This window comes from Streptomyces sp. NPDC046215, from assembly GCF_040646215.1.
Taxonomy (GTDB): domain Bacteria; phylum Actinomycetota; class Actinomycetes; order Streptomycetales; family Streptomycetaceae; genus Streptomyces; species Streptomyces stramineus.
Map to the genome: position 1 here is coordinate 37548 of NZ_JBEYZW010000029.1, position 21807 is coordinate 59354.

Consider the following 21807-nt stretch of genomic DNA (forward strand, 5'->3'; position numbering starts at 1 on the left):
ATTCACCCGGCTCCCCACCCACCGCGGCACCGCCCCGGCGTCCGGCACCATCGCTGCGCCCAGCCCCCGCCCCGCCCCGCCCCGTCCCGCAACCGGACGCCGACGTGGACCCTGTGGCGCTGCGAGAACGTGCACGAACGCGAGTGACCCGGTGGCCGCTTCGTGCAAGAAGCAGGCTCAGCCCAGGTCGAACACGTTCGGCCGACCAGCCCGGTAGCGGGCCTCGTCCTGCTGGTGGAGCGGTTCCAGCTCCGGCGGGCGGTACAGCGGCCAGACGCGGCAGCGCGGAGCGTCGGAACCGTCCGCCTCCAGTAGGGCGTTGACCGCGCGCCGCGCGGACTCGTTCGCACCCTCCATCGTGGCGAGGTCGATGTCGGTGGCAACGTAGTCGCCGGCCAGGAAGAAGTTCGGCACCGCCGTACGGCTCGGCGGGCGGTCGAACCAGGTGCCCACGGGGTGAATGAAGAGCTGCTCACGGTTGGCCGGCGAGGGGCCGCCCAGGCCGGTGACCGCCGGGTCCATGAACCACGCGTGAACGTCTCCGTCGTCCAGAACCTGACGGCCGGTGTCATTCAACCCCGCCTTCATCTGCGCCCACACCTCGCGTGCCACTTCTTCGCGCGTGCAGCGGATCGCCGGCTTCCCGTAGAGGATCCCCGGCTTCTGCCACTCCGAGACGCACACGGACAGGCAGTCGGCGACCCGGCCGTCGCCGTAGTCCGTCCGGAAGTCACGGCCAGGCCAGAACTGGGCCTGGCTGATGGTGGTGAGCGCCCAGGGCGAGTCGACGTGGTTGGTGTGCCCGTAGACGATGGGCGTGCGGGTGCGCAGGTAGTACTGCACGCCGACCATCCAGTCCGTGCGGAGCCGGTCGCAGCGCCTGAGCCGGGGATCCGCCGCACGCAACGCGTGGCCCCAGGTCATGCGGGCGTGCTCGACGGGCAGGGCGCTGATGTAGTGGTCGGCGGTGACGGAGCGGTGTGCTCCGCCGTGCGGGGCCCCCAGGCGGACGCCGGTGACACGGCCTCCGTCGTACAGCACCTCCCGGACTTCACTGGCCAGTTCGAAACGGACGCCCAGGGAGCGCAGGTGGTGCACCCAGGGGGAGATCCATGCCTCGTTGGTCGGTGCGTTGAGGACGCGGTCCACCTCTCCGTCGTTCCCTCTGTTCAGGGCGTTGTAGAGGAAAGCCTGGAGGATGCGGGCCACCGTGCGGGTGCTGGCCTCCTCGGCCTTGATGGCGACGAGGTTGCGGGTCATGCCGGTGCCGAACAGGTGCTGGTAGTCCTCTGACATGCGGTCGGCCCGGATGAAGTCCCACCAGGGCACCCGCTCCCATTGGCCGAGGCGGCGCTGCTCGCAACTGGTGAGGTGGACCAGCAGGCGGCCCGCGAAGTAGGCGATCTCGGCGGGTGGCAGGTGCAAAACGGTGTCCAGCGCACCGGTCAGGGTCCGCAGCAGGGCGTCGGGCAGCAGCGACGAAGGGTGGGGCGGGGCGAGGAGCGTGCGAAAGGGCACCTTCGCGTCGGGGCGGCCGCCGGTGTGGACCACCAGGCCGTCGGTCGCGTTCACCAGGTTCCCGTGGACCGTTCCGGAGCCGTCCGGGAGGGGGATACGGCGCAGGGTGTCGGGGAGGTTGCGGTAGAAGCCGGGGAAGAAGCGGAATCCGTGCTCGCCCGGCAGGGGGCGGCGCCCGCCGCCACCGGTGCCCGGTACGTCGATACTGCGGGCCTTACCGCCCAGAGCGGTGTTGCGCTCGTAGACGGTGACTCGGTAGCCGCGCTCGGCGAGCTCCTGGGCCGCGCTGAGCCCGGCGACGCCGCCACCGAGGACGGCCACGCTGCGACCGGGACCGCCGCGGCCGGCGGCCCCGGCGCCTCCCGCCGCCGTGAGGGCCGCCCCGCTGCCGACGGCCGCCGCCGTACCCAGGAATTGACGCCGTGTCCGTTGCCCCTCCGGCATACCCATGCCGGGGCAACGATCCGGCGGCTCACGGGTCATGGTGTGCCGCGGACGGTCACCGGTGTGGGGTACGGCTGCTCGGTCGTTCGACGCCTTCAAGGCTCCTTGAGCGCCCACTGTCTGTCTGTACAGGCTGAGACGTTCGTGGGCCGGGCGGTGAGGCCGGTGAGAGGGCGGTCGGCGTCGTGACGCCGCTCCGGTGCGGTCATGCGGGCGGGAGCCAACCTCGCTCCGGACCGGGCCGGGCCGGGCCGGGGGCACGTTCGAGCAGTATCTGGGGGCCCGTGCGGTGGCGCGGCATCTGCGATCGGATAGGCCACCGGGGCCGATTGTCAGTGGTGCGGTGCATCATCATCGGCATGACACAGAACACGTCCGCATCGCCTCTGCATGATCTCGCCCGCAAGCACCTTCCCGCCGATGTCGCCGAGCGGTGGATCGGTCTGCTGCGGCCCGCCGCCCGCCTGGTGGCGGTGCCGGATCCGGGCCCGCAGGACGTGGTGGTCGGCCGGCTCGGCGGGCTCCCGGCACTGCCGGAGGATGCGGCATGGCCGGTGTGGGAAGGGCACGGACCGCTGTCGTTCGTCGCTTCCGTGGACTGTGCCGTGCTGCCTGCCGGGGCCCTGGACATAGCGCTGCCCGCCGACGGCACGCTGTCGTTCTTCTACTTCGACGGTCAGATCGACGACGGCGAGGCGTACGTGGACGTGGACGACCCCGAGACGTGGGCGGGGGCCCAGGTGGTCCACGTTCCCGCCGGCGTCCCGGTCGCCGAGCGCGCCCTGCCCGTCATCGACGACGAGGACGTCGAGTTCGAGGCGTACCCCGAGGTGCCGCTCACCGCCCGCGTGGAGTGGACGGCGCCCGACTCCTGGCACCCGGACGTCATGACGGCCCTGTGGCCCGGCGGTGAGGTGAAGGAACCGAACAGTCACCCGGAGGAGGCCGGCGCGTTCCTCGATGAGCTGTGGGACCTCGAGCGCGACGCGGACCACCTCATCGGCGGCCACGCCAACCCGGTCCAGAACCCGGTGGAGTACGAGATCGCCCACGGCGTTCTGGGCAGGGACACCCGCTGGGACGACCCGCGCGTCGCCGAGGAGGCCAAGGGCTGGACGCTGCTCGCGCAGATCGACACCGACGGTGACGCCGACATGATGTGGGGCGACTGCGGCGCCCTCTACTGGCTCATACGCCCCCAGGACCTGGCCGAACTCCGCTTCGACCGGGCGATGTTCACGATGCAGTGCTGCTGAGGAGGTCGGTGCGCGTCGTGTCGCCGGGACAGTGGGCGCAGCTGCGGCGGGTGGCCTGCTGGTAGGCGCGGGTGGCCCGGCCCAGGGCGAGGCCGTAGACGGAGAAGCCGCCGTAGGCGACGACCACGACCCAGCCGTCGATGGCCTCCATGCCGTTGTCCACGACACCGGCCCACACGAGTGCGCCGTAGACGAGGAGGTAGAAGCCGAAGGGCGCCAGGGCGCCCGCGCCCGTCCAGCCGAGGCCCAGCAGCGGCCATCGCGGCAGCCGCCGGCCCCACGGCAGGGTCAGGGCGAGGGCGAGCAGCATGCCGATGAGCGCCAGAACGGCGGTGATGTCGACGCCGTGGTCGTAGAGCCGGATGAGCGCGTCGCCGGCGTAGTACTCGTCCATGCCGGGCCGCTGCTTGTGGCCGTTGTAGCCCACGTGCGCGCCCAGCGCCCACGCCGTCTTGAGGGTGGCGTACGGGACGAGGCCCGCCACCGCCAGGTACCCGGCACGGGTGTGCCGCTCCACGGCGGTGCGGTGCCCGAGGCCACCGCAGTGGCCGCAGACGGCGAGCCGGTGGCGTCGGTGGGCGAGGGCGGCGCAAGCCCACAGCACGGCGCCGAGCGTCGCCACGCCCGAGTTGGCCCAGGCGGCCCAGTCCATCGGGGGCTGGTTGCGGGAGAGCAGGTCGAGGGCGTGCGCGGGGCTGAACAGGAAGCCGAATCCCGACATAAGCGCGAGCAGGGCCACGCCCCACGCGGCCGGCGGCGGCCACCGCGTCCCGGGCATCCGCAGCATGACGTACGCGAGCAGCGCCGCGAGCGCGTACGCCACCGCCAGCGTCCACTCCGCGGCGGTGCCACGCCACGATCCCCCGGCCGCGTAGCCGAACGCGTACCCGGGGCACAACGCCGCGACTACCGCCCCGCCCGCGTATCCGGCCGACCACACCACTGCCGCTCGCCCGGCCCACGCGGGCCAGGTCGCCTTCACCGTCACCAACATCGTCATCCGCATGCCGCCAGCCTCGGCCGGCGCGGCCCCGACCCGCGTCCCTCGCCAGGCCCATCCGCCTCCGCCGCGCGGTGGAGCCCGCGACGGGCGGATCCTGCGGGGGTAGGGGCCGGTCGGCGGAGGACCCCCTATACCCGGGTCGCCGCGCTCACACGGGCCAGGCCCGGTGTCTCCCGCCACATGACAATGCGCGGTGAGCTGACCGAAGCCATGCATGAAGGTCGGCTTGTGAGGCATGAGGGGGTGATGGAATGCGTCGTGTTTAACAAACGTTCGGGCCGATCGGAAAGTGTCGAGTGCGAAGCGCCGGACGCGACTTGCCGTCTGGTTCTCAAGCGGGTGCGAGGACTGGGCGACGGCGAGTTCGCCTGGGTGCGTCTGGTCGATCCGTCCAAGGACGAGCTGATCCAGCTCGCCGAGGAGCTGGACCTGCACCCTCTGGCCGTCGAGGACGCGGTACACGCGCACCAGCGCCCCAAGTGGGAGCGGTTCGGTGATGTCCTGGCCGTCGCGCTGAAGACCCTGTGGTACGTGGAAGAAGAGGCGGCGGTGGAGACCGGCGAGATGATGCTTTTCGTCGGGCCCCGCTGCGTCCTGACCGTGCGCCACGGGGCGGTCGACCCGTGCGCTGAGGCCGCCCGACGGCTCGATCTCGACCCGGGCATGCTGCGCTTGGGTCCCTGGGCTGTCCTGCACGCCGTGCTGGACGTCGCCGTCGATGCTTACAGCGACGCGGCCCGTAGGGTGCGCGCCGCGCTCAACCGGCTGGAGGACCAAGTCTTCTCGACGTCGCGTGTCGACCACACCGAGGACATCTACTCGCTGAAGCGGGAGGTACGCGAGTTCCGCGACGCCGTGCAGCCGCTCGTCCCGGTAGTGCACGGCCTCTTGAGCGGACCGGGCGAAGAGGACCGTCAGCTGAAGATCGCCCCGTACATGCGTGACGTGGCCGATCATCTGGACCGCACGGATATCGAGGTGCGAACGTTGGATGAGTTGCTGGGCTCGGTGCTGGACGCGCAGCAGGCCCGGGTGGGCACCTGGCAGAACGACGACATGCGGCGTATCTCGGCATGGGCAGCGATCTTCGCGATCCCTACGATGGTCGCCGGCGTGTACGGGATGAACTTCGAGCACATGCCGGAGCTCGGCTGGACCTACGGCTATCCGCTGGCCGTGGGCCTCATGGCCCTGGCCTCAGGCGTCCTCTACCGTGCCTTCCGCCGCAATGGCTGGCTGTAGCGGTTACCTGCCTGCCGCATTCGGTGCCGACCTCGGCCGGTGACGACCGCATTGCCGGGTTCAGGTGCCGCCCTGCCTGCCGCTTTTCTCCTCAGGCCCGGCTACTGCGCTGTTTGTTGCGCTGCTTGTTGCAGAGCCCCCGCTCGTGGGATGTCGGGGCGGTTGCGGGGTGGGTGAGCCGCGACCGAACCGGTCGGTCAGAAGGTGGTTGGTGCCTGATCGGCCGGCGGAGGTGTGTGCGGGCACCGTGGGGCGGCGGTCGTGAGGGGGATGCGCATGCGGCGCAGGAGATCACGGGTAGTGCGCCGGCTCAGGGTGCTGCGCCAGGCCGTGCCCGGGTGGCGGGAGCGTAGATGTGACAGTGCTCGGGTGCCGAGTCCCGTGTGCTGGAAGGGTTCCTCGATGACGACGTCGGTGATGACGGCCTCGGCGCAGTCGGTGCAGATCCGGTAGTGGACTTGGCCGACGACCCTGCGGATATGGACCAGGAGCAGGTATTCCTCACCCGGGTGAGGATCGCCGGGGATGTGTGAGGAGAGGAAGTCGATGGCCCGGTAGGCGAGGATCCGGCGGCGCAGCCGACTGGTGACCTGGCCCCGGCGCGAGTGCCGGGCAGCCCGTGGGCGGTGCTGCCTCCCGGTCGCGGGGGCCGTGCCGATCAGGATGCTCGTAGGGCGCGCGTGTCGTCCGTGCATAAGGGCCCGCTTGCCCGGCCCCGGGCCGTTGATGCCGCTGTTCGCAGGACGGCGCTACCGCATCCGGATGCAGACCGCCCGGCCGCCCTCGGGCGGCCGGGCGGGCGTAGAGATCCTGTCGGTCGACAACACATGCAATGGGCCGGGGAACGACACCGCGGCCGTCCGGAATCGCGTTCCTCCCGCGGTCGGGGCGACGGCGCGGCCCGACAGCGCCGGCTTGTAGCGAGGCTCGGCGCCGTTCGATAGGCACGCCGCTTGGGGCCGCGTCGGCCCGCCAGCCGGCCCGGCGCCCGCGAGACCAGCCCCAGCTTTACCCGAGACGGCGCAGCAGCAGGCGGGGAGCGGCCCGCACCACAGCGGCCGCGGCCAATCCGATGGCGGCTCCTGCCGCGACATCGGAGGGATAGTGGGCGCCGCTGTGCACCCGCTCGACCGCCACCAACGCCGTCGGTACGGCGCACACTGCGCCCGCCCACGGCCAGGTGGGGGCGACGGCGGCGGTGAAGGCGACAGCTGCGGCAGTGTGCCCGGAGGGGAAGGACGAGCTGTCCGGCCGGTCCTCGACGTCCTCGTGCCAGAACCACTCCTTCGGGGGCCGACGGCGCTCGATCAGCTGCTTGCCCACACCGTTGGAGAGCACCTGCGCCGTCACCATCCCCGCCACGCCCGCCGACGCGGCCCTGCGCCCTCTCCAGCCACCCCCGGCCACCATGACAGCGGCTGTGGCCCACCACAGCTTCGTACGTTCGGCGGCATCCTCCACCGGCGGTAGCAGCCCACGGGCCCACGGGGAGTCCCAGGACGCCATGCGCTTGGCCAGCCGGTTCTCGCCCGTACGCAGTGCGTTCAATATCTTCATGCGGAGCGGCTTCCCCCGGCCAGGGACGTTCAGACGGCCTTCACTCCATCCGGCGGCGATCTTCGTCACTCCACTTCCGTGTGTCGCGCGGCGGGACGTAGGGCTCCTCGTCCTCGGGGTGACCGCCCGCGATGGCCCGCTGCCGCGCCATTTCGGCGTCGAACTCCAGACCGAGAAGGATGGCCAGATTGGTGATCCACAACCAGACCAGAAAGATGATCACCCCGGCGAGGGTGCCGTAGGTCTTGTTGTAGGAGGCGAAGTTCGCGACGTAGAACGCGAAGCCGCCCGAGGCGATCATCCAGATCAGCAGGGCGAGGAAACTGCCCGGGGTCACCCACTTGAATCCGCGGCCCTTGGCGTTAGGGGCGGCCCAGTACAGAAGGGCGATCATCATCGTGACGAGGAGGACCAGGACCGGCCACTTGGCGATCGACCACACCGTCAGAGCGCTGTCACCGATGCCCAGGGCCGTACCGGCCTGCCGGGCCAGGCCGCCGGTGAACACCACGATCAGCGCACTGACGCACGCGAGGACCATCAGCGTGACGGTCAGAGCGAGGCGAAGCGGCAGCACCTTCCACACCGGGCGGCCCTCGGGCATGTCGTAGACGGCATTGGAGGCACGGATGAACGCGGCCACGTACCCGGACGCGGACCACACCGCGACAGCCAGGCCCACGATCGCCAGGACCGAGCCGACACCGGCATTGCCCTGCAACTGCTGCACCGCGCCACTGATCACATCACGTGCCGAGCCCGGCGTGAGCTTCTGAAGGTTGTCCAGGACCTGCTTGGTCGCCGACTGCCCGGCGACGCCCAGGAGGGACACGAGGACCAGCAGGGCCGGAAACAGGGCCAGCACACCGTAGTAGGTCAGCGCCGCGGCCCGGTCGGCCAGCTCGTCGTCCGTGAACTCCTTGAACGTACCCCGCAGCACCGCCCACCAGGACCGTTTGGGCAACTCGCTGAGCTGATCGGGTGCCCGCTCCTGCACCCCGTCATCCGGCCCCGGCCCGCTGTCCCCGGGCACTCCGAAGTGCTCATGGTCATCACCGTGCCCGCGTGCTGGTGTCGTAGGTGCCATACCCGACGGCTGTCCGCCAGAGGGCCGCTCATGCCTCGCCCGACGAATCCGGCACAGACTTGACAGGCGGCGACGCGCCCGGCGCCCGGCGCCCTGCGCAGCAGCAGCGACGCCACCCAGGCGTGCTGGGCCGACGGACACGTGTCAACGGCGGCGTGGGGCCTACCCCCATTGCCGTGGTGGCTACTGGGATAAGGCGGAAAATGCGCTACTCCATTATGGGGTGAGGTTCCATACTGAGGGTTTTCCTGACACGTGAGAGGTCTCAGGAGGCCAAATGAGCGCCGGTGGTCAGGGCGAGCCGCCGAGCACGCCGTCGCCGGATGTGCCGCCTGAACCAGGCCCCGGAGCCTTGCGCCGCCGGATCGCTGCGGTACTGGCCTGGCTGGGTGCCCATAGCAGCCACGTGCTGGTCGTCGGGCTGGCGAGCACGGTCGTGGGCGGGGTCACCACCGTCGTGGCCACCGGGATGTGGGAGAAGTGGTTCGGCGACCATCCGCCCGCCTGCCCCGGCCCCGGGTGCGACGGCAAGAACCCGCAAAAAGAAGGGTGCTCCGCCGACGCCGTCAGCTGGCAGCCGGTCAGCCCTAATCCTGTAGGTCTTCATGCCCGGTACAGCAAGTACTGCTCGGCAGTATGGGCACGGATCGTCACCGGTGAACGGGGCGACGTGGTGACTCTCCAGGTGCGCAACGGCTCGGCGCAGAGCGCACTGGTGGAGTACGGAACCGACCAGTTCACACCGATGGCGTCAGTGGGCAGTTCCTTCAACGTCAAGATATGTGCGGTACCGAAAACCACCACCCCGCGCGCCGGGCAATGGACGAAGTACTGCGCCGAAGTAACGGAAAAGACCCACTGGAAAGACTGAGCCGAACCCGGAGCAGTTCAACGAGCGCGGGCGACGCGGACTGCCCTGGCCAGCGGCAAGGAACTCGGCCAACGGAAGGGTTCCTGAATCAATCGGCCTCGCGTTCCACCGGCAGCCACAGCTCGGCATCGGCCTCGCTGCCGTCCGCCGACATCCGCGTACGAAGGAGCTCCGGCCCGGGGCGGCTCCGGTACGGGTTCGATGGGAACCACTCGGTGAACACATCCCGCCACAGCGCCTGGATCGCCTCCGGCGTCGGCCCCGAGGTGGTGAAGAGCGCCCATGTCCCGGCCGGCACGGTCAGCGTGGCCATGCCCTCCGGCGCGGACGCCGAGGTGACGACCCCGTGGTAGTAGTCGAGGTCGGTGCCCTCCGCCCGGCTGGGATCGAGGTCGTCGCACACCGCGAGAATGCCGTGCGGCTCCTGGTCGGACAGCTCCTCCAGCAGCTCCCTTGCGTGGTCACCGATCCCGCGGACGAAATTGATGATCGCCTGATTCGGCCCCGAGTGCACGAGCGGCACCCGGGCCTTCGCCCCGACGACATTGAACTCGGGCTTGTGCACGACGCGGTAGCGCATGCTGCTGCTCCCGTCGACGATGAGGCGAAAAGTCATCCGGGGCTGGGAGCTGAGCGCCGCGCCGGTGCGCCGCGCCTCGCCGGGCCCCACTCCGTGCACCGCGCGGAACGCCCGCGCGAACGCCTCGCCCGAGCCGTACCCGTACCGCACCGCGATCTCCAGCAGCGTCCGCTCACCGGCCAGTACTTCCGCGCCCGCGACGGTCAGCCGCCGACGCCTGATGTACTCCGACAGCGGCATCCCCGCGAGCGCCGAGAACATCCGCCGCAGGTGATACTCCGAGGTGGCCGCGACCTGCGCCAGCTCGCCTACGTCGACGGAGCCGTCGAGCTGCCGCTCGATGTGCTCCATGGCCTGATTGAGCCGCTCCAGCACGCTCGCCTCCAAGATCCCGGCCACCAATTCAATCAGGCACGGCCCTGAACCCCACACCCGAGAAAAGCGGTGCGGCAAGTGTCGGGTGACCGGGACGGGCGGCGCCGCACGATGGAGGCATGGACGACACGACCTTGGTATCCCGCTTCCTCCGCGACGGCTTCGTCAAGCTGGAGGGTGCCGTCGCGCCCCTTGTGGCCGCGAGCTGCGCGCGGCTGCTGTGGCGGGAGACGGGCTGCGACCCGGACGACCCGCAGACATGGACGCAGCCCGTGCACTGGGTCGGCGGAATGGCACAGGGACCGTTCGCCGCCGCACCCAATTCCCCGGCCCTGCACCGGGCGTACGACCTGCTGGTCGGCGCCGGGCGCTGGGAGCCGCGTTACTCGCTCGGCACCTTCCCGCTGCGCTTTCCGCACGAGGAGGAGCCCGATGACGCGGGCTGGCACATCGAGGGCAGTTACGCGGTGGAGGGCGAGACCTGGCCCTTCACCAATCTCCGCTCACGTGGCCGGGCCCTGCTGATGCTCTTTCTGTTCAGCGAGGTGGGGGAAGAGGACGCCCCGACTCGGATCCGGGTCGGCTCCCACCTCGACGTGCCGAAGGTTCTGGAGCCGTACGGAGAGAAGGGCGCGAGCGGCCTGGCCATCGCACCGGACCTCGCAGCGGCATCCGCCCACCGGCCGCTCGCCCTCGCCACCGGTTCCCCGGGCGACGTCTTCCTGTGTCATCCGTTCCTGGTGCACGCAGCGCAGCCGCATCACGGGGCACGACCGCGCTTCATGGCCCAGCCCCCACTGATCCCGGCCGCGCCGTGCGAACTGGAGCGGGCCGACGGCGCGTACTCACCCGTGGAGATCGCGATCCGCCGGGGCCTGGGGCAGGCCACCTCCGGCCCCGACGGCGAGGACACCGGGCCCGCCGACCAGAACGCTCAGCTCTGCCAAGAAGAACGCTCATCCGCCGGCTAGTGCGCTCAGTTACACGGCCGCGGCGCGCCGAGGGGCGGGGCTCGCAATCAACCTCGCCAGGGAAAGGCCGTGAGGGGGACGCTGTCACGAAGGCGAGCGCCAGGGCAGTCACGCCGTATGTGGCGTCACCAGGTGATGACGACAGCTCCGTTGCCGCCCCGTTGGCTGCGCCGATGCCGCAGCGGGTGGCGAGGTGACCGAGCCGGGCGGCCGTGCGCCTGGCCTGGTTCGCCCCCCGCCTCATCGCATCCGCAGGCCCGGCGGGCCGGGCCACTGTCAGCCGACGGTGGTCGGATGGCGGCTGCCGGTCTCCTCCCCCGCGGCGGTGGCGTTGGCGTCGGCCCGGGGGTCGTGGTCGACGAGGAGGGCGGCGATGGCCGCGGCGAGGACGAGCAGGCCCGCGGCCCACCAGATGGCCGTGGAGTAGCCGTGGACCATCGCCTCCAGGCGAAGGCGTCCGGCCGCCGCCGGATCGGCGGGGGCATGGCCGCGGGTGTAGGCGGTGGTGCTGCCGGCGGCGATGGTGTTGAGCAGCGCGGTACCGATCGCGCCGCCGATCTGCTGGGAGGTGTTGACCATCGCCGAGGCGACTCCGGAGTCCTGCGGGGCGATGCCGTGGGTGGCCAGGCTCATGGCGGGCATCATCGCGGTGCCCATGCCCGTGCCCATGACGAACATGCCCGGCATGACGACGGCGGCGTAGGAGCTGTCGGGGGTGATCTGGGCGAGGACGGCCAGGCCGGCGGCGGCGAGGAGGAAGCCGGGAACGAGCAGGAGCCGGGCCGGGACGCGGGGGGCCAGGCGGGTGCCGATCTGCGTGGCGCCGATCATCATGCCGGCCGTCATCGGCAGGAACGCCGCTCCGCACAGCAGCGGGCTGAACTCCAGGACGATCTGGAGGTAGAAGGTCAGGAACAGGAACAGGCCGAACATGCCCACGACCGCGATGCCCAGGGAGAGGAAGGCGCCGCCCCGGTTGCGGTCGAGGACGACGCGCAGCGGCAGCAGCGGCGCCTTCACCCGCCGCTCCAGGACCACGAAGACGGTCAGCAGGACCAAGCCGCCTCCGATCAGGCCGAGCGTCGACGCGGCGCTCCAGCCGTCGGCCTCGGCGCGCGTGAAGCCGTAGACCAGGGTGACCAGGCCGCCGGTGGCCAGCAGGACCCCGGGCACATCCAGGCGCCGGCCGCTGTGACGGGCCGCGCGCGGGTCGTGGACCAGCAGGAAGGCACCGACGGCGGCCGCGATGGCGAAGAAGATGTTGACCAGCAGGGTCCACCGCCAGTTGAGGTACTCGGTCAGCACCCCGCCCAGGAGCAGGCCGATCGCGGCGCCGCCGCCGGCGATGGCCCCGTAGATCCCGAACGCCTTGGCGCGTTCCTTGGCCTCGGTGAACATCACCGCCAGGAGCGACAGCGCGGCGGGGGCGAGCAGCGCGCCGAAGACGCCCTGCAGCGCGCGGGCCCCCAGCAGCATGCCGGTGTTCACCGCGGCTCCGCCGAGGGCCGAGGCGGCGGCGAAGCCGATGACACCGGTGATGAAGGCGCGCTTGCGGCCCCATAGATCGGCGATGCGCCCGCCGAACAGCAGCAGACCGCCGAAGGCCAGCGAGTAGGCGGTCACCACCCATTGCCGGTCGGCGTCGGAGAAGCCCAGATCGTGCTGGGCAGAGGGCAGGGCGATGTTCACGATCGTGCCGTCGAGCACGACCATCAGCTGCGCCAGGCAGATGAAGACCAGCGCCTTCCAACGCCGGGGATCGGCCGCGGCCTGCGGGACGGGCGTAGGTATGACCATGACAGGGAGTCCTTCGAACAGTGCTTTAAGACAGTGCTTTAAGGGAGAGGGCGGCCGCCCACGGCAGCCGACGGCTCGCCGGCCCCGGGTGCGGGCCGGTCGCCGACCAGACGATGGTACTTCCATTATGGAATCATTCGATAATGGAATTTAAGCTGGACGTGTCAGGATGTCAAAACCCGCCCATGCCCTCCGCTGGGCCGGCGCCGACCACCCGAGGGGGACGAAAGAGATGAGCCAGCGCAAGGCGGGCCTGGACGCCCAGCAGCAACGGCTGGTGGAAAGCCTGGGGGTCTACGCGGCCGACTACTCCGATTACGGACGCCGCTTCGCCGGATGGCTGGGCCTGCACACCACCGACGGCACCGCCCTGCTCGAGATCATCAACAGCGAGCACCGCGGCGACCCCCTCACCCCCGCCCGCCTCAGCCGCCGCATCCAGCTCTCACCCGCCGCAACCAGCGCCCTGATCAACCGCCTGGAGAACGCCGGTCACGTCACCCGCACCCGTGAGCACTCCGACCGTCGCGTGGTGACCCTGCGCACCGGCCGGGAAGCGCAGAGGCTGGCCGACGAGTTCTTCCTGCCGGTCGCCACCCTCATCGGCGCGTTCCTGGACCGGTACCCTGCCGAAACACTCGCGCAGTTCGAGGACTTCCTCGACGGCCTCCACCAGACCCTCGCCCAACACCTGGCGGGAAACGACCAGGGCCGACAGCGGCCCGCTTAGACGACATCCGGTCCAGGCCGCTGCGCTCTGCCCGCTGCGGCGACCAGAGCTTCGATGAGACCGCCGTCGTCTCGCGCGAGGGACCCCGACCGCGCCGGCTTCGCCCTCGTCGGCTACCGGCACAGAGCCGTTCTCGGCCTGCGGCCTGCAAGCAGGCATCCGTCCTCCAGCGGGTGGGTTTCTACTGCCGCGCGGGGGCGCACGTGAGGTAGGCGCTGATGTCGGGGTGAGTGTCGGTGTGCAGTGGGCGGAGGCGGTGAGACAGGAAGGTCTCGCGCATCCGTGTCCGCTGGATCTTTCCGCTGGTGGTCCGGTGGACGGTGTGGAGTGGCACGAGGACGAGGCTGGCCGGTGTGCCCGTAGTGGTCCTCACGGCCTGTTTGATGAGTCGGGCGAGTTCCTGATGGGTCAGGCCGTCGAGCTTGTCCTCGCGTACCTCCTGGATGAGGACGATGTGTTCTTGACCGGTATCCACGCCGAAGGCGGCCGCGGCACCGGCGGCAGGGTGCGCGGTGCGGCCCGCTTCCTCGATGTCCTGGGGGTAGAGGTTGCGGCCGTTGACGATGATGAGTTCTTTGAGGCGGCCGGTGACGTAGAGCTCGTTCTCGAACAGGAAGCCGAGGTCGCCGGTGCGCAGGAAGGGGCCGGTGCCGTCGGTGAGGTGGGCGTGGAAGGTGTCACGGGTGGCCTGCTCGCGTCCCCGGTAGCCCTGGGCGACGCTGTCGCCGGCCACCCAGATCTCACCGACGTGTCCGTCGGGGAGGGGCGTGGTGGTCCCGGGGTCGACGATGCGCAGGTCCGCGCCGACGGGCCGGCCGCTGGAGACCAGCTCGGTGCCGGTGCCGGCCGGTGCGCTCACCGCACGGTGGTGGGCCAGGCGGACGGTATCGAGACGGCGGGTGCGGGGGCCGGTGCCTCGGTGGCTGCCGGTGACCAGCAGGGTGGATTCGGCCAGGCCGTAGGCAGGCGCCCATGCCTGGGGGCGGAATCCGATGGGGCCGAGCCGTTCCGCGGTCTTGCGCAGGGTGGAGGCGCGAACGGTCTCCGCACCGTTGAGTGCCCATTCCAGGCAGGAGATGTCGAGGGTTCGCAGGTCTTCGTCACGTACGGAGCGCACCAGCCACTCGTAGGCGAAGTTGGGGCCGAGGGTGAAGGCCGCCCGGTACCGGCTGATCATCTGCAGCCATACGGCGGGGCGGGCGACGAACGTGAGCGGTGAGGTGAAGACCATGTTCCCGCCCGTGTACAGGGGCTGGAGCAGTTGTCCGACCAGGCCCATGTCGTGGTAGTGGGGCAGCCATCCGGCGCCCGTACCGGATGTCGGTGAGCCGATGACGGTGTGGATCTGCTGTGAGTTGTGGAGGAGGTTGGCGTGGGAGACGGCGACGCCGCGCGGTGCGCCGGTGGAGCCCGAGGTGTACTGCAGATAGGCGGTGGTCTGTGCGGTGACCTCCGGCAGCGCTGTGTGACCTGAGGCGGGTGGCGGGGTGGTCTCGGTGGCCAGGCAGCTCACGGTGACGTGCAGGCCGGTGCCGCGCAGCCACTGGCGGAGCGCGGCCTGGTTGCCCCGGTCGGTGAGGATCAGCCGGATTCCGGTGTCCCGGATGATGGCCTCCGCGCGGTCCAGCGCCCGCGGGTCAGTGGCCGGCAGCGGCGCGGGAACGGCGACCGCCCGCGCGAAAAGGCAGCCGAAGAAAGCGCTGAGGAATTCCAGCCCGGCCGGGTAGAGCAGCAGGACGGGCTGGTCGGTCACGCCTGCGCCGGCCAGCCGGGCGCCGATGTCACGGGCCCGCCGTTCCAGACCCGTGTACGTCAGGCGTCCTGTTTCCACGGTGCTGCCCCGCCGGCTCTCGACGAAGGCGAACCAGCGGGTGTCCGCGTACCGGCGGGCCTGCTCCCGCAGGCAGTGCACGAAGCTGCTCACCGGTCGTCACCGGTCGCGGGCGACGTCGCCGGGCCGGCCGTGCGGGAGCGGTGTTCCGGGTGCGTGGCCGCGGGCTCCAGGGCGTCCTGAATCCAGGTGACCGCGTCCGCGACCGTGCGCAGCTCCCATGCCTTTTCCTCGCTGATGGTGACGCCGAACCGGTCTTCGGCCGCCACCACGATCTGCACCATGCGCAGTGAGTCGAGCTCCAGGTCGGCGACGAACGCCTTGTTCTCGTCGATCCGCTCGCTCGGGAGATCGGTGACGTCCCGCACGATGTCGCTCAGGGCTCGCACGATCTCTTCCCTGGTCATCGAAGGACGCGTCACCTCGTTCCTCGTCTCCGTCATGGTCCGTCACCTCAAGGGAGTTCTTCCAGTGATCGGGGGCTCCGGCGCAACTCATGGCCGGACGTCGGCGGGGTTCCACGTCACGGGCAGGCGCTCCAGGCCGCGTTCGAACGGGCCGGGTCTCCAGCGCACGTGCCCGTCGAGTCGCAGATCGGGGAAGCGGCGCAGCAGGATGCTGATGGCTGTTTCGGCGGTGAGGCGGCCGATCCGGGCCCCGAGGCAGTAGTGGGGGCCGTGCCCGTAGGCCAAGTGCGGGTTGGGGTTTCGTCGCAGGTCGAGTTCGTCGGGCCGGTCGAAGTGGGAGGCGTCCCGGTTGGCCGAGCCGAGGGAGACGATCAGCGACGCGTCCGCGGGAACGGTGACACCACTGAAGGTGACGGGTTCCAGAGTGCCGCGCCAGCTGGTGAAGGTGAGAGGGCTGTCGAACCGCAGGAGCTCATCCGTGGCCGTCGCGATCAAGGTGGGGTCGGTGCGCAGGAGATCGGCCTGTTCGGGGTGGGTCAGCAGGGTGTGCATGCTGTTGCCGACGCCGTTGATGCTGGGATCCTGCCCCGCGACCAGCATCAGCAGGAACATGCCCCGCAGTTCGTCTTCGGTGATGAGGCGTTCCTCGTCGCAGGCGCGCACCAGCAGCGACAGGAGGTCGTCACCCGGCCGTCGGCGCTTGTCGGACAGGATGGCGCGCGTCATCTCGTCCGCCTGGTGGGCCAGGGCCGGGAAGTAGGGAACGGTGGTGTTCCAGTCGACCAGTCGCCAGGTCAGGGCGCGCATCTGGGGCAGGTCGGGGACCGGGGCTCCGAGGACGGAGAAGAGCACGTGTGCCCCGAGCGGGTAGGCGACCTCGGCCATCAGGTCGGCGTGCCCGCGGGGGGCCATCCGGTCGATGCGTTCGTTGACGATGCCGGTGATCCGTGTGAGCCATCGGTCCTGCCGGTGCGGGGTGAACATGGGGGCCACCACGCGCCGCAGCTCACCGTGGCGTGGGTCGTCGGTGTCCAGGAGATGGGTGAACAACCGCTCGCGGAGCTCGCCGGGCCATGCGCCGCCCCACAGAATGCCGGCCGGGGTGCGCTTGCTGTCGCAGCTCACCCGTCTGTCCTTGTGGGCCAGGCGTACGTCCTCGTACCGGGTGAGCAGCCAACCGGGGCCGTCGGGGGTGACGACGCGGCTCACGGGCCGGTTCTCGCGCAGCCACCGCAGGGTCGGGTACGGGTCCTGGTGAAACCGGTCGGTGAAGGGTGCCGGAAGCCCTGCCGGCAGATCGGCGGGCGGCCATCCGGCAGGGTGCGTCTGCTCGGCCCGCACCACCGGCTTGACGCCACCCGTGACGCGGCCCGGGCCGATCTCCCGGTCGAAGACCTCATAGAGGGCCTGACGTGGCCACACACCATCGGCCACCGACACCGCCTGAAGGTGGCTGGTGCGCAGCATGGGGTAGTTGGCTTCCCCGAACGCGCCACCGCTGAGCCCGGTGCCGCCGTGCGGGGGCAGGTAGGGAAGCGCGGCCAGGTGGGAGTCGTTGACGCGCAACTGCCCGTACGACGTGGTCCGGTCCAGGAACTGTTCGGCTACATGACCGTCACGCGTCCACAGCGAGCAGCGCAGTCCGTAGGCGCTGGCACGGACGAACTCCAAGGCGGTTTCCAGGAGTGGCTGATCGTCGACCGTGTCGGGCACCACCACGGTCAACAGGGGGAAGAACGTCTCGTGCCGGACGGCGCGCAGTCTGTGCGCCTGCCGGATGCCGTCCGCCCGCACCAGAGCGGGTTCCAGGAAGATGCCGGTGTCGCGTTCCTCGCCGTGGACGTCGAGGTGCCTTCCCCCGGCGAGCACGCGCGCGCCGTGCTCACGCGCGTCGGCCAGTGCCGCGTCGTACCCCGCGCTGTGGGGCGTGGGGACGAGGACGACGTCCGGGTCCTCGGGGTGACCGGGGCGCAGACCTCGCATGGCCTCTTGAAGCCGGTCCAGGAGTTCGTCCGCCACCTCGGGGTGAGCCAGGGCGATGTTGGGCGCGCAGCAGATCTGCCCGGCCGCGTAGAAAGACTCGGTCAGCGCCTCGACGGCCGGAGCGAGGTCGGCGTCCTTCCAGACCACGACCATGTCGTTGCCCGCCAGCTCCAGCACCGGCTTCTTGCCCCGCGCCAGACAGTTCTGTTGCAGACGCAGGCCCCGTGTGCTGTCGCCGAAGTAGAAGATGTCGTCGACCAACGGGCTCGCCAGCCACATGCGCAGTGTCGTGTCCGGGTCCGCGCACAGGGCGGAGAGCGTCCCCGGTGGTGCTCCCACCGCCGTGAGCGCGGGAGCCGCCACGTGGCGCAGCAGGTACATGGCGGCCAGCGGCGCCTGCCGGGACAGGCGCATCACCAGGGAGTTTCCGGCCATCGCTGCCTGAAGCGCGGCAGCGACGCCGACCAGCGGGGTGTTCTGGGGCGGCTGGACGCAGACCACGCCGTCGGGCCGGCGCCGCAGCGTCAGTCGGCGGCCACCCGCGGAAACCTCGGTGTGCATCTGTTCCGCGCACCACCGCGTGGTCTCCGGCCCGAAGAACGCCAGGACGCTCGAGATCTCGGAGAGGGCGAGCCGCAGGGGATGGCCCTCGCCGACCAGGAGCTCGACCAGTCGTGCGGCGTGGTCCTTGACGCCTGTCCTGAAGAATCCGGCGAAATTCATCCGCTGCTCGAACGGCACTCGTGCCCAGGCGGGGGCGGCCTGCGCCGCTGCGCGCAAGGCCTCCTCCATCAGTTCCGGCCGCGCCAGGGCGCAGCGGCCGAGGACCACGTCCGGGTATGCGTCGACGCCCATCGTTCCCCGGTCCAGGGACCTCTTGTACGCGGTGGCACCCAGGGGATCGTCGATGAGTGCGGTGGCCCGGATGGAGTAGGTCCAGGCGTCCTCGTTCCGCACCGCCTCTCCCGCGACGAACGAGGAGAAGTCGTGGACGAGCGCGTGTGCCGTTGCGGCGGGCGGTGTGACGGACGGGGAGAGACGATCTTCCGAGAGGGTCACGCTCGTCACCTCACGTTCCGCCGAGAGCTCCGGCCACAGCCGCCATCGGCATACTCGTGCCTGTCGGCCCGTGATCACCGGTGCGACGCGCCGGGAGTGCCTTTCGGCACGGCCGCCTATGGGAACGCGGCAGACCGTCGCCGACCTCAGGGGTGAGAGGCAGGGAGCTGTCCTCGTCGGCGCAGGCCGGCCCGGGGCAGCGCAGCCCGGCCCCGGCTACCGGCGGACGGTGTCCGGTTCGACCGTCCTAGCCGGCTGTGAGCTCTCCGGTGCACACGCCGAAGGCGTCCCCCACCTTGGCTGTGCCGGTTCCGAAGGTGTCGTTGAGCACCTTCGCGAACTCCGGGGTGACGTTCACGTCGAGATTCATCAGCCGCACAGCCGCCTTCAGCGGCGTAAGGGAAAGCTTCGGTTCGAGCGTAGGTGGCGCGGCGTACGCGAAGGTGGGGATACGGGTACCCACCGGGTCAGCCGCAGACTTCACCACAGCGCTGGCACCGCCCGCCGGGAGCCTGGCTTCGGGGTCGAGGATCTCGACCACTTTGCCTTGCCCGTTTTTGAGAAGGAATCCGCCTTTGGCGAGGAAGCGCATGTCGATCGCCTCCGCCAGGGCAGCCGGGTCGCCGGCCACGGCGGCCGGGTCGGCGTTGAGGTTGAGCAGTCCCGACTGTCCCGTGAACGCCACCGCCGGCCAGGTGGTGCCCTCCCCCGGAGTCCGCGCCTCGAACGTCACTCCTGGCGCCTTCGAGACGTAGACGCATTCTCCGGTCAGGGAGGTCACCTTGAGCACGGTGGGGGCATAGGCGTACGCGCACACGGTGATCACGGGGAGCGTGATCGCCACGACACCCAGGGCTATGGATTGCTTCCGGCGCATGAACGCTCCGTTCCGGACGGCTGTAGCCACGTCGCACCATCCTCACCCGGTCCCTTGGGCGGTGCACCGCGCCGGTGGACGAACGAGTGACGGTGTGTGTTCCGGCCACCGGCCCGCACCGCCAAGCCTTCCCCGCCGCCCTGGGCATCCTCGGCTCCATCGACCAGATCGCCCGCGATGCCCGAAGCCCGGGCCATGGCGCTGACCGGCACAGCCCCCCGATCTCGTCGCCCACACCCTCGACCAGGCCCACGACGCCCGCGCCGAAGCCGCCCCCGCCGAACCGGCCACCAGCCACCGGCACGCTGTGCGCCCGGCTATGACCGTGACCGGCTGATGGCCGGCCTCGCACTCCTGCACATGCACGGCGGTCTTCCACTCGTGGCACACCTGGATCGGACGGGTACCGAAGCGCCGCTCGCACTCGCCGGCCCAGCCGTAGGCTGAGTCGGTCGCGTAGTCGCAGAACAGCCGCACCGCCTCCTGGCAGCCGCGCAGCGTCAAGCTCGCCTTCCTTTGACGACGGAGTGGGGGACGACCTCAAGCGGGGCAGCGCCCGCGCTCACCCCTCCGTCGCTACGGCGCGTCACACGCGGGACTCCAAGCTGTGGGCGCGGGCGCTGAGATGGAGGCGTTCGGGGGTGCTGGTGGCGCGGCGTGCGGCTTCGCGGTAGGAGGCCGCCGCAGCCCCGTGTTCGCCAAGGAGTTCAAGGAGGTGGGCACGGGTGGCGAGCAGCCGGTGGTGGCGAGCCATGCGGTTGTCGGCCTCCAATGCCCTGACCACGTCGAGTCCCGCAGCCGGGCCGTGAACCATGGCGGCGGCGACCGCACGGTTGAGGGAGACCATCGGGTTCGGCCCGAACTGTTCCAGGATTTCGTACAACGCGAGAATCTGAGGCCAGTCGGTGGCATCGGCGTCCTCGGCCTCGCCATGCACGGCCGCGATGGCCGCCTGCAACTGGTACGGGCCGACCCGGCCGCGCGGCAGGGTCCGGCTGATCAGGTCGACTCCCTCGGCGATGGCACGGCGGTCCCACAGGGCGCGGTTCTGTTCCGCCAGCGGCACCACCTCACCGGAGGCGCCGGTGCGAGCGGTGCGGTGCGCGTCGGTGAGCAGCATCAGCGCGAGGAGGCCCGCGGTCTCGGTGTCGTCGGGTACCAGGCGGTGCAGCATCCGGGTGAGCCGGATCGCTTCGGCGGACAGTTCCGGCGCGGTCAGGCCGGTATCGGCGGTACCGCCGGTGGTGGTGTGTCCCTCGTTGAAGACCAGGTAGAGCACGTGCCGCACCTCGGCCAGCCGCTCGGTGAGATCGGCCCCCTCCGGCACGGCCAGGGGGATGCCGGACGCCTTGACCGTCTGCTTGGCCCGGCTGACGCGCTGGGCCATGGTCGCCTCGGGCACCAGGAAGGCCGCGGCGATCTGCGCGGTGGTCAGGCCGCCGACCGCGCGCAAGGTCAGCGCGATCCGGCTGGCCGGTGACAGCGCGGGGTGGCAGCACAGGAACAGCAGCGCCAGCGAGTCGTCCCGGTCCGCATCAGGCACGGTGTCGGCGGCGTGGCCGAGCAGTTCGGCCTGCGGGGTAGCCAGGGCGAGGGTGTCCTCGCGGCGCCGGCGGGAGCTGTCGCTGCGGATCTGGTCGGCCAGCTTGCGGGAGGCGACGGTGACCAGCCAGCCCCGGGGATTGTCCGGGACGCCGGCCTCGGGCCACTGCAGGGCGGCCGCCAGCAGGGCTTCCTGGACCGCGTCCTCGCACGTGTCAAAGACGCCGTAGCGGCGTACGAGAGCGCCGAGGACCTGCGGCGCCAGCTCGCGCAGCAGGTCCTCGGCGTGGCGCTCGTCGGTCACACGTCCGCCGCGGACTCGTGCAGGACCGGCCACAGCTCGACCGGCTCCACGGCGGCGAACGGCATGTCCGCGGCGATCTCCTGCGCCCGCTCCAGACTGTCGCAGTCCAGCAGGTAGAAGCTGGCGATGTACTCCTTGGTCTCCAGGTACGGGCCGTCGGTGACCGCCGGGACGCCGTCCTCGCGGCGCACGAGCTGGGCGTTGGCCGCGTCCGCCAGACCGTAGGCGCCGAGGAGTTCACCGCTCTCGCGGTACTTCTTGTTGAACGCCTCCTGCTCGGCGATCGCCTTCGGCCACTCCTCGGCCGGGAAGGAGTCCCACTTGGCCTGGTTGCCGTAGATCATCGCGACGTACTTCATCTCGGGTGTCCTCC

The 21807-nt window shown here is 70.7% G+C and carries 18 protein-coding genes; 5 read left to right on the forward strand and 13 right to left on the reverse strand.

Going from position 1 to position 21807, the window contains the following annotated elements; all coding sequences use genetic code 11:
* Window positions 1-177: 177 nt before the first annotated feature.
* Window positions 178-1962 (reverse strand): FAD-dependent oxidoreductase, encoded by a 1785-nt coding sequence (locus ABZ951_RS15335; RefSeq protein WP_344088369.1) that lies wholly within the window; start codon window positions 1960-1962, stop codon window positions 178-180.
* 359 nt (window positions 1963-2321) lie between these two features.
* Here ABZ951_RS15335 and ABZ951_RS15340 point away from each other — a divergent pair, with 359 nt between their 5' ends.
* Complete coding sequence (locus ABZ951_RS15340; protein WP_344088237.1) at window positions 2322-3218, forward strand: YwqG family protein; 897 nt, start codon at window positions 2322-2324, stop codon at window positions 3216-3218.
* Here ABZ951_RS15340 and ABZ951_RS15345 read toward each other — a convergent pair.
* The gene (locus ABZ951_RS15345) at window positions 3199-4224 is read right to left on the reverse strand and encodes a hypothetical protein (RefSeq protein ID WP_344088240.1); all 1026 of its coding nucleotides are present in this window, start codon (window positions 4222-4224) and stop codon (window positions 3199-3201) included. The two genes, ABZ951_RS15340 and ABZ951_RS15345, sit on opposite strands and share 20 nt — an antisense overlap.
* A gap of 183 nt (window positions 4225-4407) precedes the next feature.
* Between ABZ951_RS15345 and ABZ951_RS15350 the strand changes: the two genes are divergently transcribed.
* Window positions 4408-5463 carry a magnesium and cobalt transport protein CorA gene (locus tag ABZ951_RS15350; RefSeq protein WP_344088243.1) on the forward strand — a complete coding sequence of 352 codons (1056 nt, stop codon included), beginning with the start codon at window positions 4408-4410 and terminating at the stop codon, window positions 5461-5463.
* Window positions 5464-5660: 197 nt separating this feature from the next.
* On the opposite strand, the gene ABZ951_RS15355 is transcribed toward ABZ951_RS15350, so the two are convergent.
* From ABZ951_RS15355 to ABZ951_RS15365, 3 genes are all read right to left on the reverse strand, one after another.
* Window positions 5661-6158, reverse strand: coding sequence for a hypothetical protein (locus tag ABZ951_RS15355; protein WP_344088246.1), 498 nt, complete (start codon window positions 6156-6158; stop codon window positions 5661-5663).
* A gap of 313 nt (window positions 6159-6471) precedes the next feature.
* Entirely contained in the window at window positions 6472-7020 is a 549-nt protein-coding gene (locus ABZ951_RS15360) for a phosphatase PAP2 family protein (protein WP_344088249.1), read from the reverse strand.
* Window positions 7021-7060: 40 nt separating this feature from the next.
* Window positions 7061-8107, reverse strand: coding sequence for a YihY/virulence factor BrkB family protein (locus tag ABZ951_RS15365; RefSeq protein ID WP_344088252.1), 1047 nt, complete (start codon window positions 8105-8107; stop codon window positions 7061-7063).
* Between the two features lie 277 nt (window positions 8108-8384).
* On the opposite strand from ABZ951_RS15365, the gene ABZ951_RS15370 reads away from it, so the two are divergent.
* A complete protein-coding gene (locus ABZ951_RS15370) occupies window positions 8385-8978 on the forward strand; it encodes a DUF2690 domain-containing protein (RefSeq protein WP_344088255.1) in 594 nt (197 codons plus the stop codon).
* Window positions 8979-9066: 88 nt separating this feature from the next.
* Here the strand turns inward: ABZ951_RS15370 and ABZ951_RS15375 are convergent, their stop codons facing one another.
* The gene (locus ABZ951_RS15375; protein WP_344088372.1) at window positions 9067-9933 is read right to left on the reverse strand and encodes an AraC family transcriptional regulator; all 867 of its coding nucleotides are present in this window, start codon (window positions 9931-9933) and stop codon (window positions 9067-9069) included.
* Between the two features lie 119 nt (window positions 9934-10052).
* On the opposite strand from ABZ951_RS15375, the gene ABZ951_RS15380 reads away from it, so the two are divergent.
* Window positions 10053-10904 (forward strand): phytanoyl-CoA dioxygenase family protein, encoded by an 852-nt coding sequence (locus tag ABZ951_RS15380; RefSeq protein ID WP_344088258.1) that lies wholly within the window; start codon window positions 10053-10055, stop codon window positions 10902-10904.
* A gap of 276 nt (window positions 10905-11180) precedes the next feature.
* Here ABZ951_RS15380 and ABZ951_RS15385 read toward each other — a convergent pair whose 3' ends face one another.
* Window positions 11181-12701, reverse strand: coding sequence for an MFS transporter (locus tag ABZ951_RS15385; protein WP_344088261.1), 1521 nt, complete (start codon window positions 12699-12701; stop codon window positions 11181-11183).
* Between the two features lie 232 nt (window positions 12702-12933).
* Between ABZ951_RS15385 and ABZ951_RS15390 the strand changes: the two genes are divergently transcribed.
* Window positions 12934-13431, forward strand: coding sequence for a MarR family transcriptional regulator (locus tag ABZ951_RS15390; protein WP_344088264.1), 498 nt, complete (start codon window positions 12934-12936; stop codon window positions 13429-13431).
* A 181-nt stretch (window positions 13432-13612) separates the two neighbouring features.
* Here ABZ951_RS15390 and ABZ951_RS15395 read toward each other — a convergent pair whose 3' ends face one another.
* From ABZ951_RS15395 to ABZ951_RS15420, 6 genes are all read right to left on the reverse strand, one after another.
* Entirely contained in the window at window positions 13613-15355 is a 1743-nt protein-coding gene (locus tag ABZ951_RS15395; protein WP_344088267.1) for a fatty acyl-AMP ligase, read from the reverse strand.
* On the reverse strand, window positions 15352-15705 hold the full coding sequence (locus tag ABZ951_RS15400; protein ID WP_344088270.1) for an acyl carrier protein: 354 nt from the start codon (window positions 15703-15705) through the stop codon (window positions 15352-15354). The genes ABZ951_RS15395 and ABZ951_RS15400 overlap by 4 nt, the downstream gene beginning before the upstream one ends.
* A 51-nt stretch (window positions 15706-15756) precedes the next feature.
* Window positions 15757-18711: an aldehyde dehydrogenase family protein gene (locus ABZ951_RS15405; RefSeq protein WP_344088273.1), complete on the reverse strand. Its 2955-nt coding sequence runs from the start codon at window positions 18709-18711 to the stop codon at window positions 15757-15759.
* Window positions 18712-18958: 247 nt separating this feature from the next.
* Window positions 18959-19555, reverse strand: a complete 597-nt coding sequence (locus ABZ951_RS15410) for a hypothetical protein (protein ID WP_344088276.1) — start codon at window positions 19553-19555, stop codon at window positions 18959-18961.
* 619 nt (window positions 19556-20174) lie between these two features.
* Window positions 20175-21434, reverse strand: a complete 1260-nt coding sequence (locus ABZ951_RS15415; RefSeq protein WP_344088279.1) for a DUF6596 domain-containing protein — start codon at window positions 21432-21434, stop codon at window positions 20175-20177.
* Window positions 21431-21793, reverse strand: a complete 363-nt coding sequence (locus ABZ951_RS15420) for a YciI family protein (RefSeq protein ID WP_344088282.1) — start codon at window positions 21791-21793, stop codon at window positions 21431-21433. Before ABZ951_RS15420 ends, ABZ951_RS15415 begins: the two co-directional genes overlap by 4 nt.
* Between the last annotated feature and the right edge of the window lie 14 nt (window positions 21794-21807).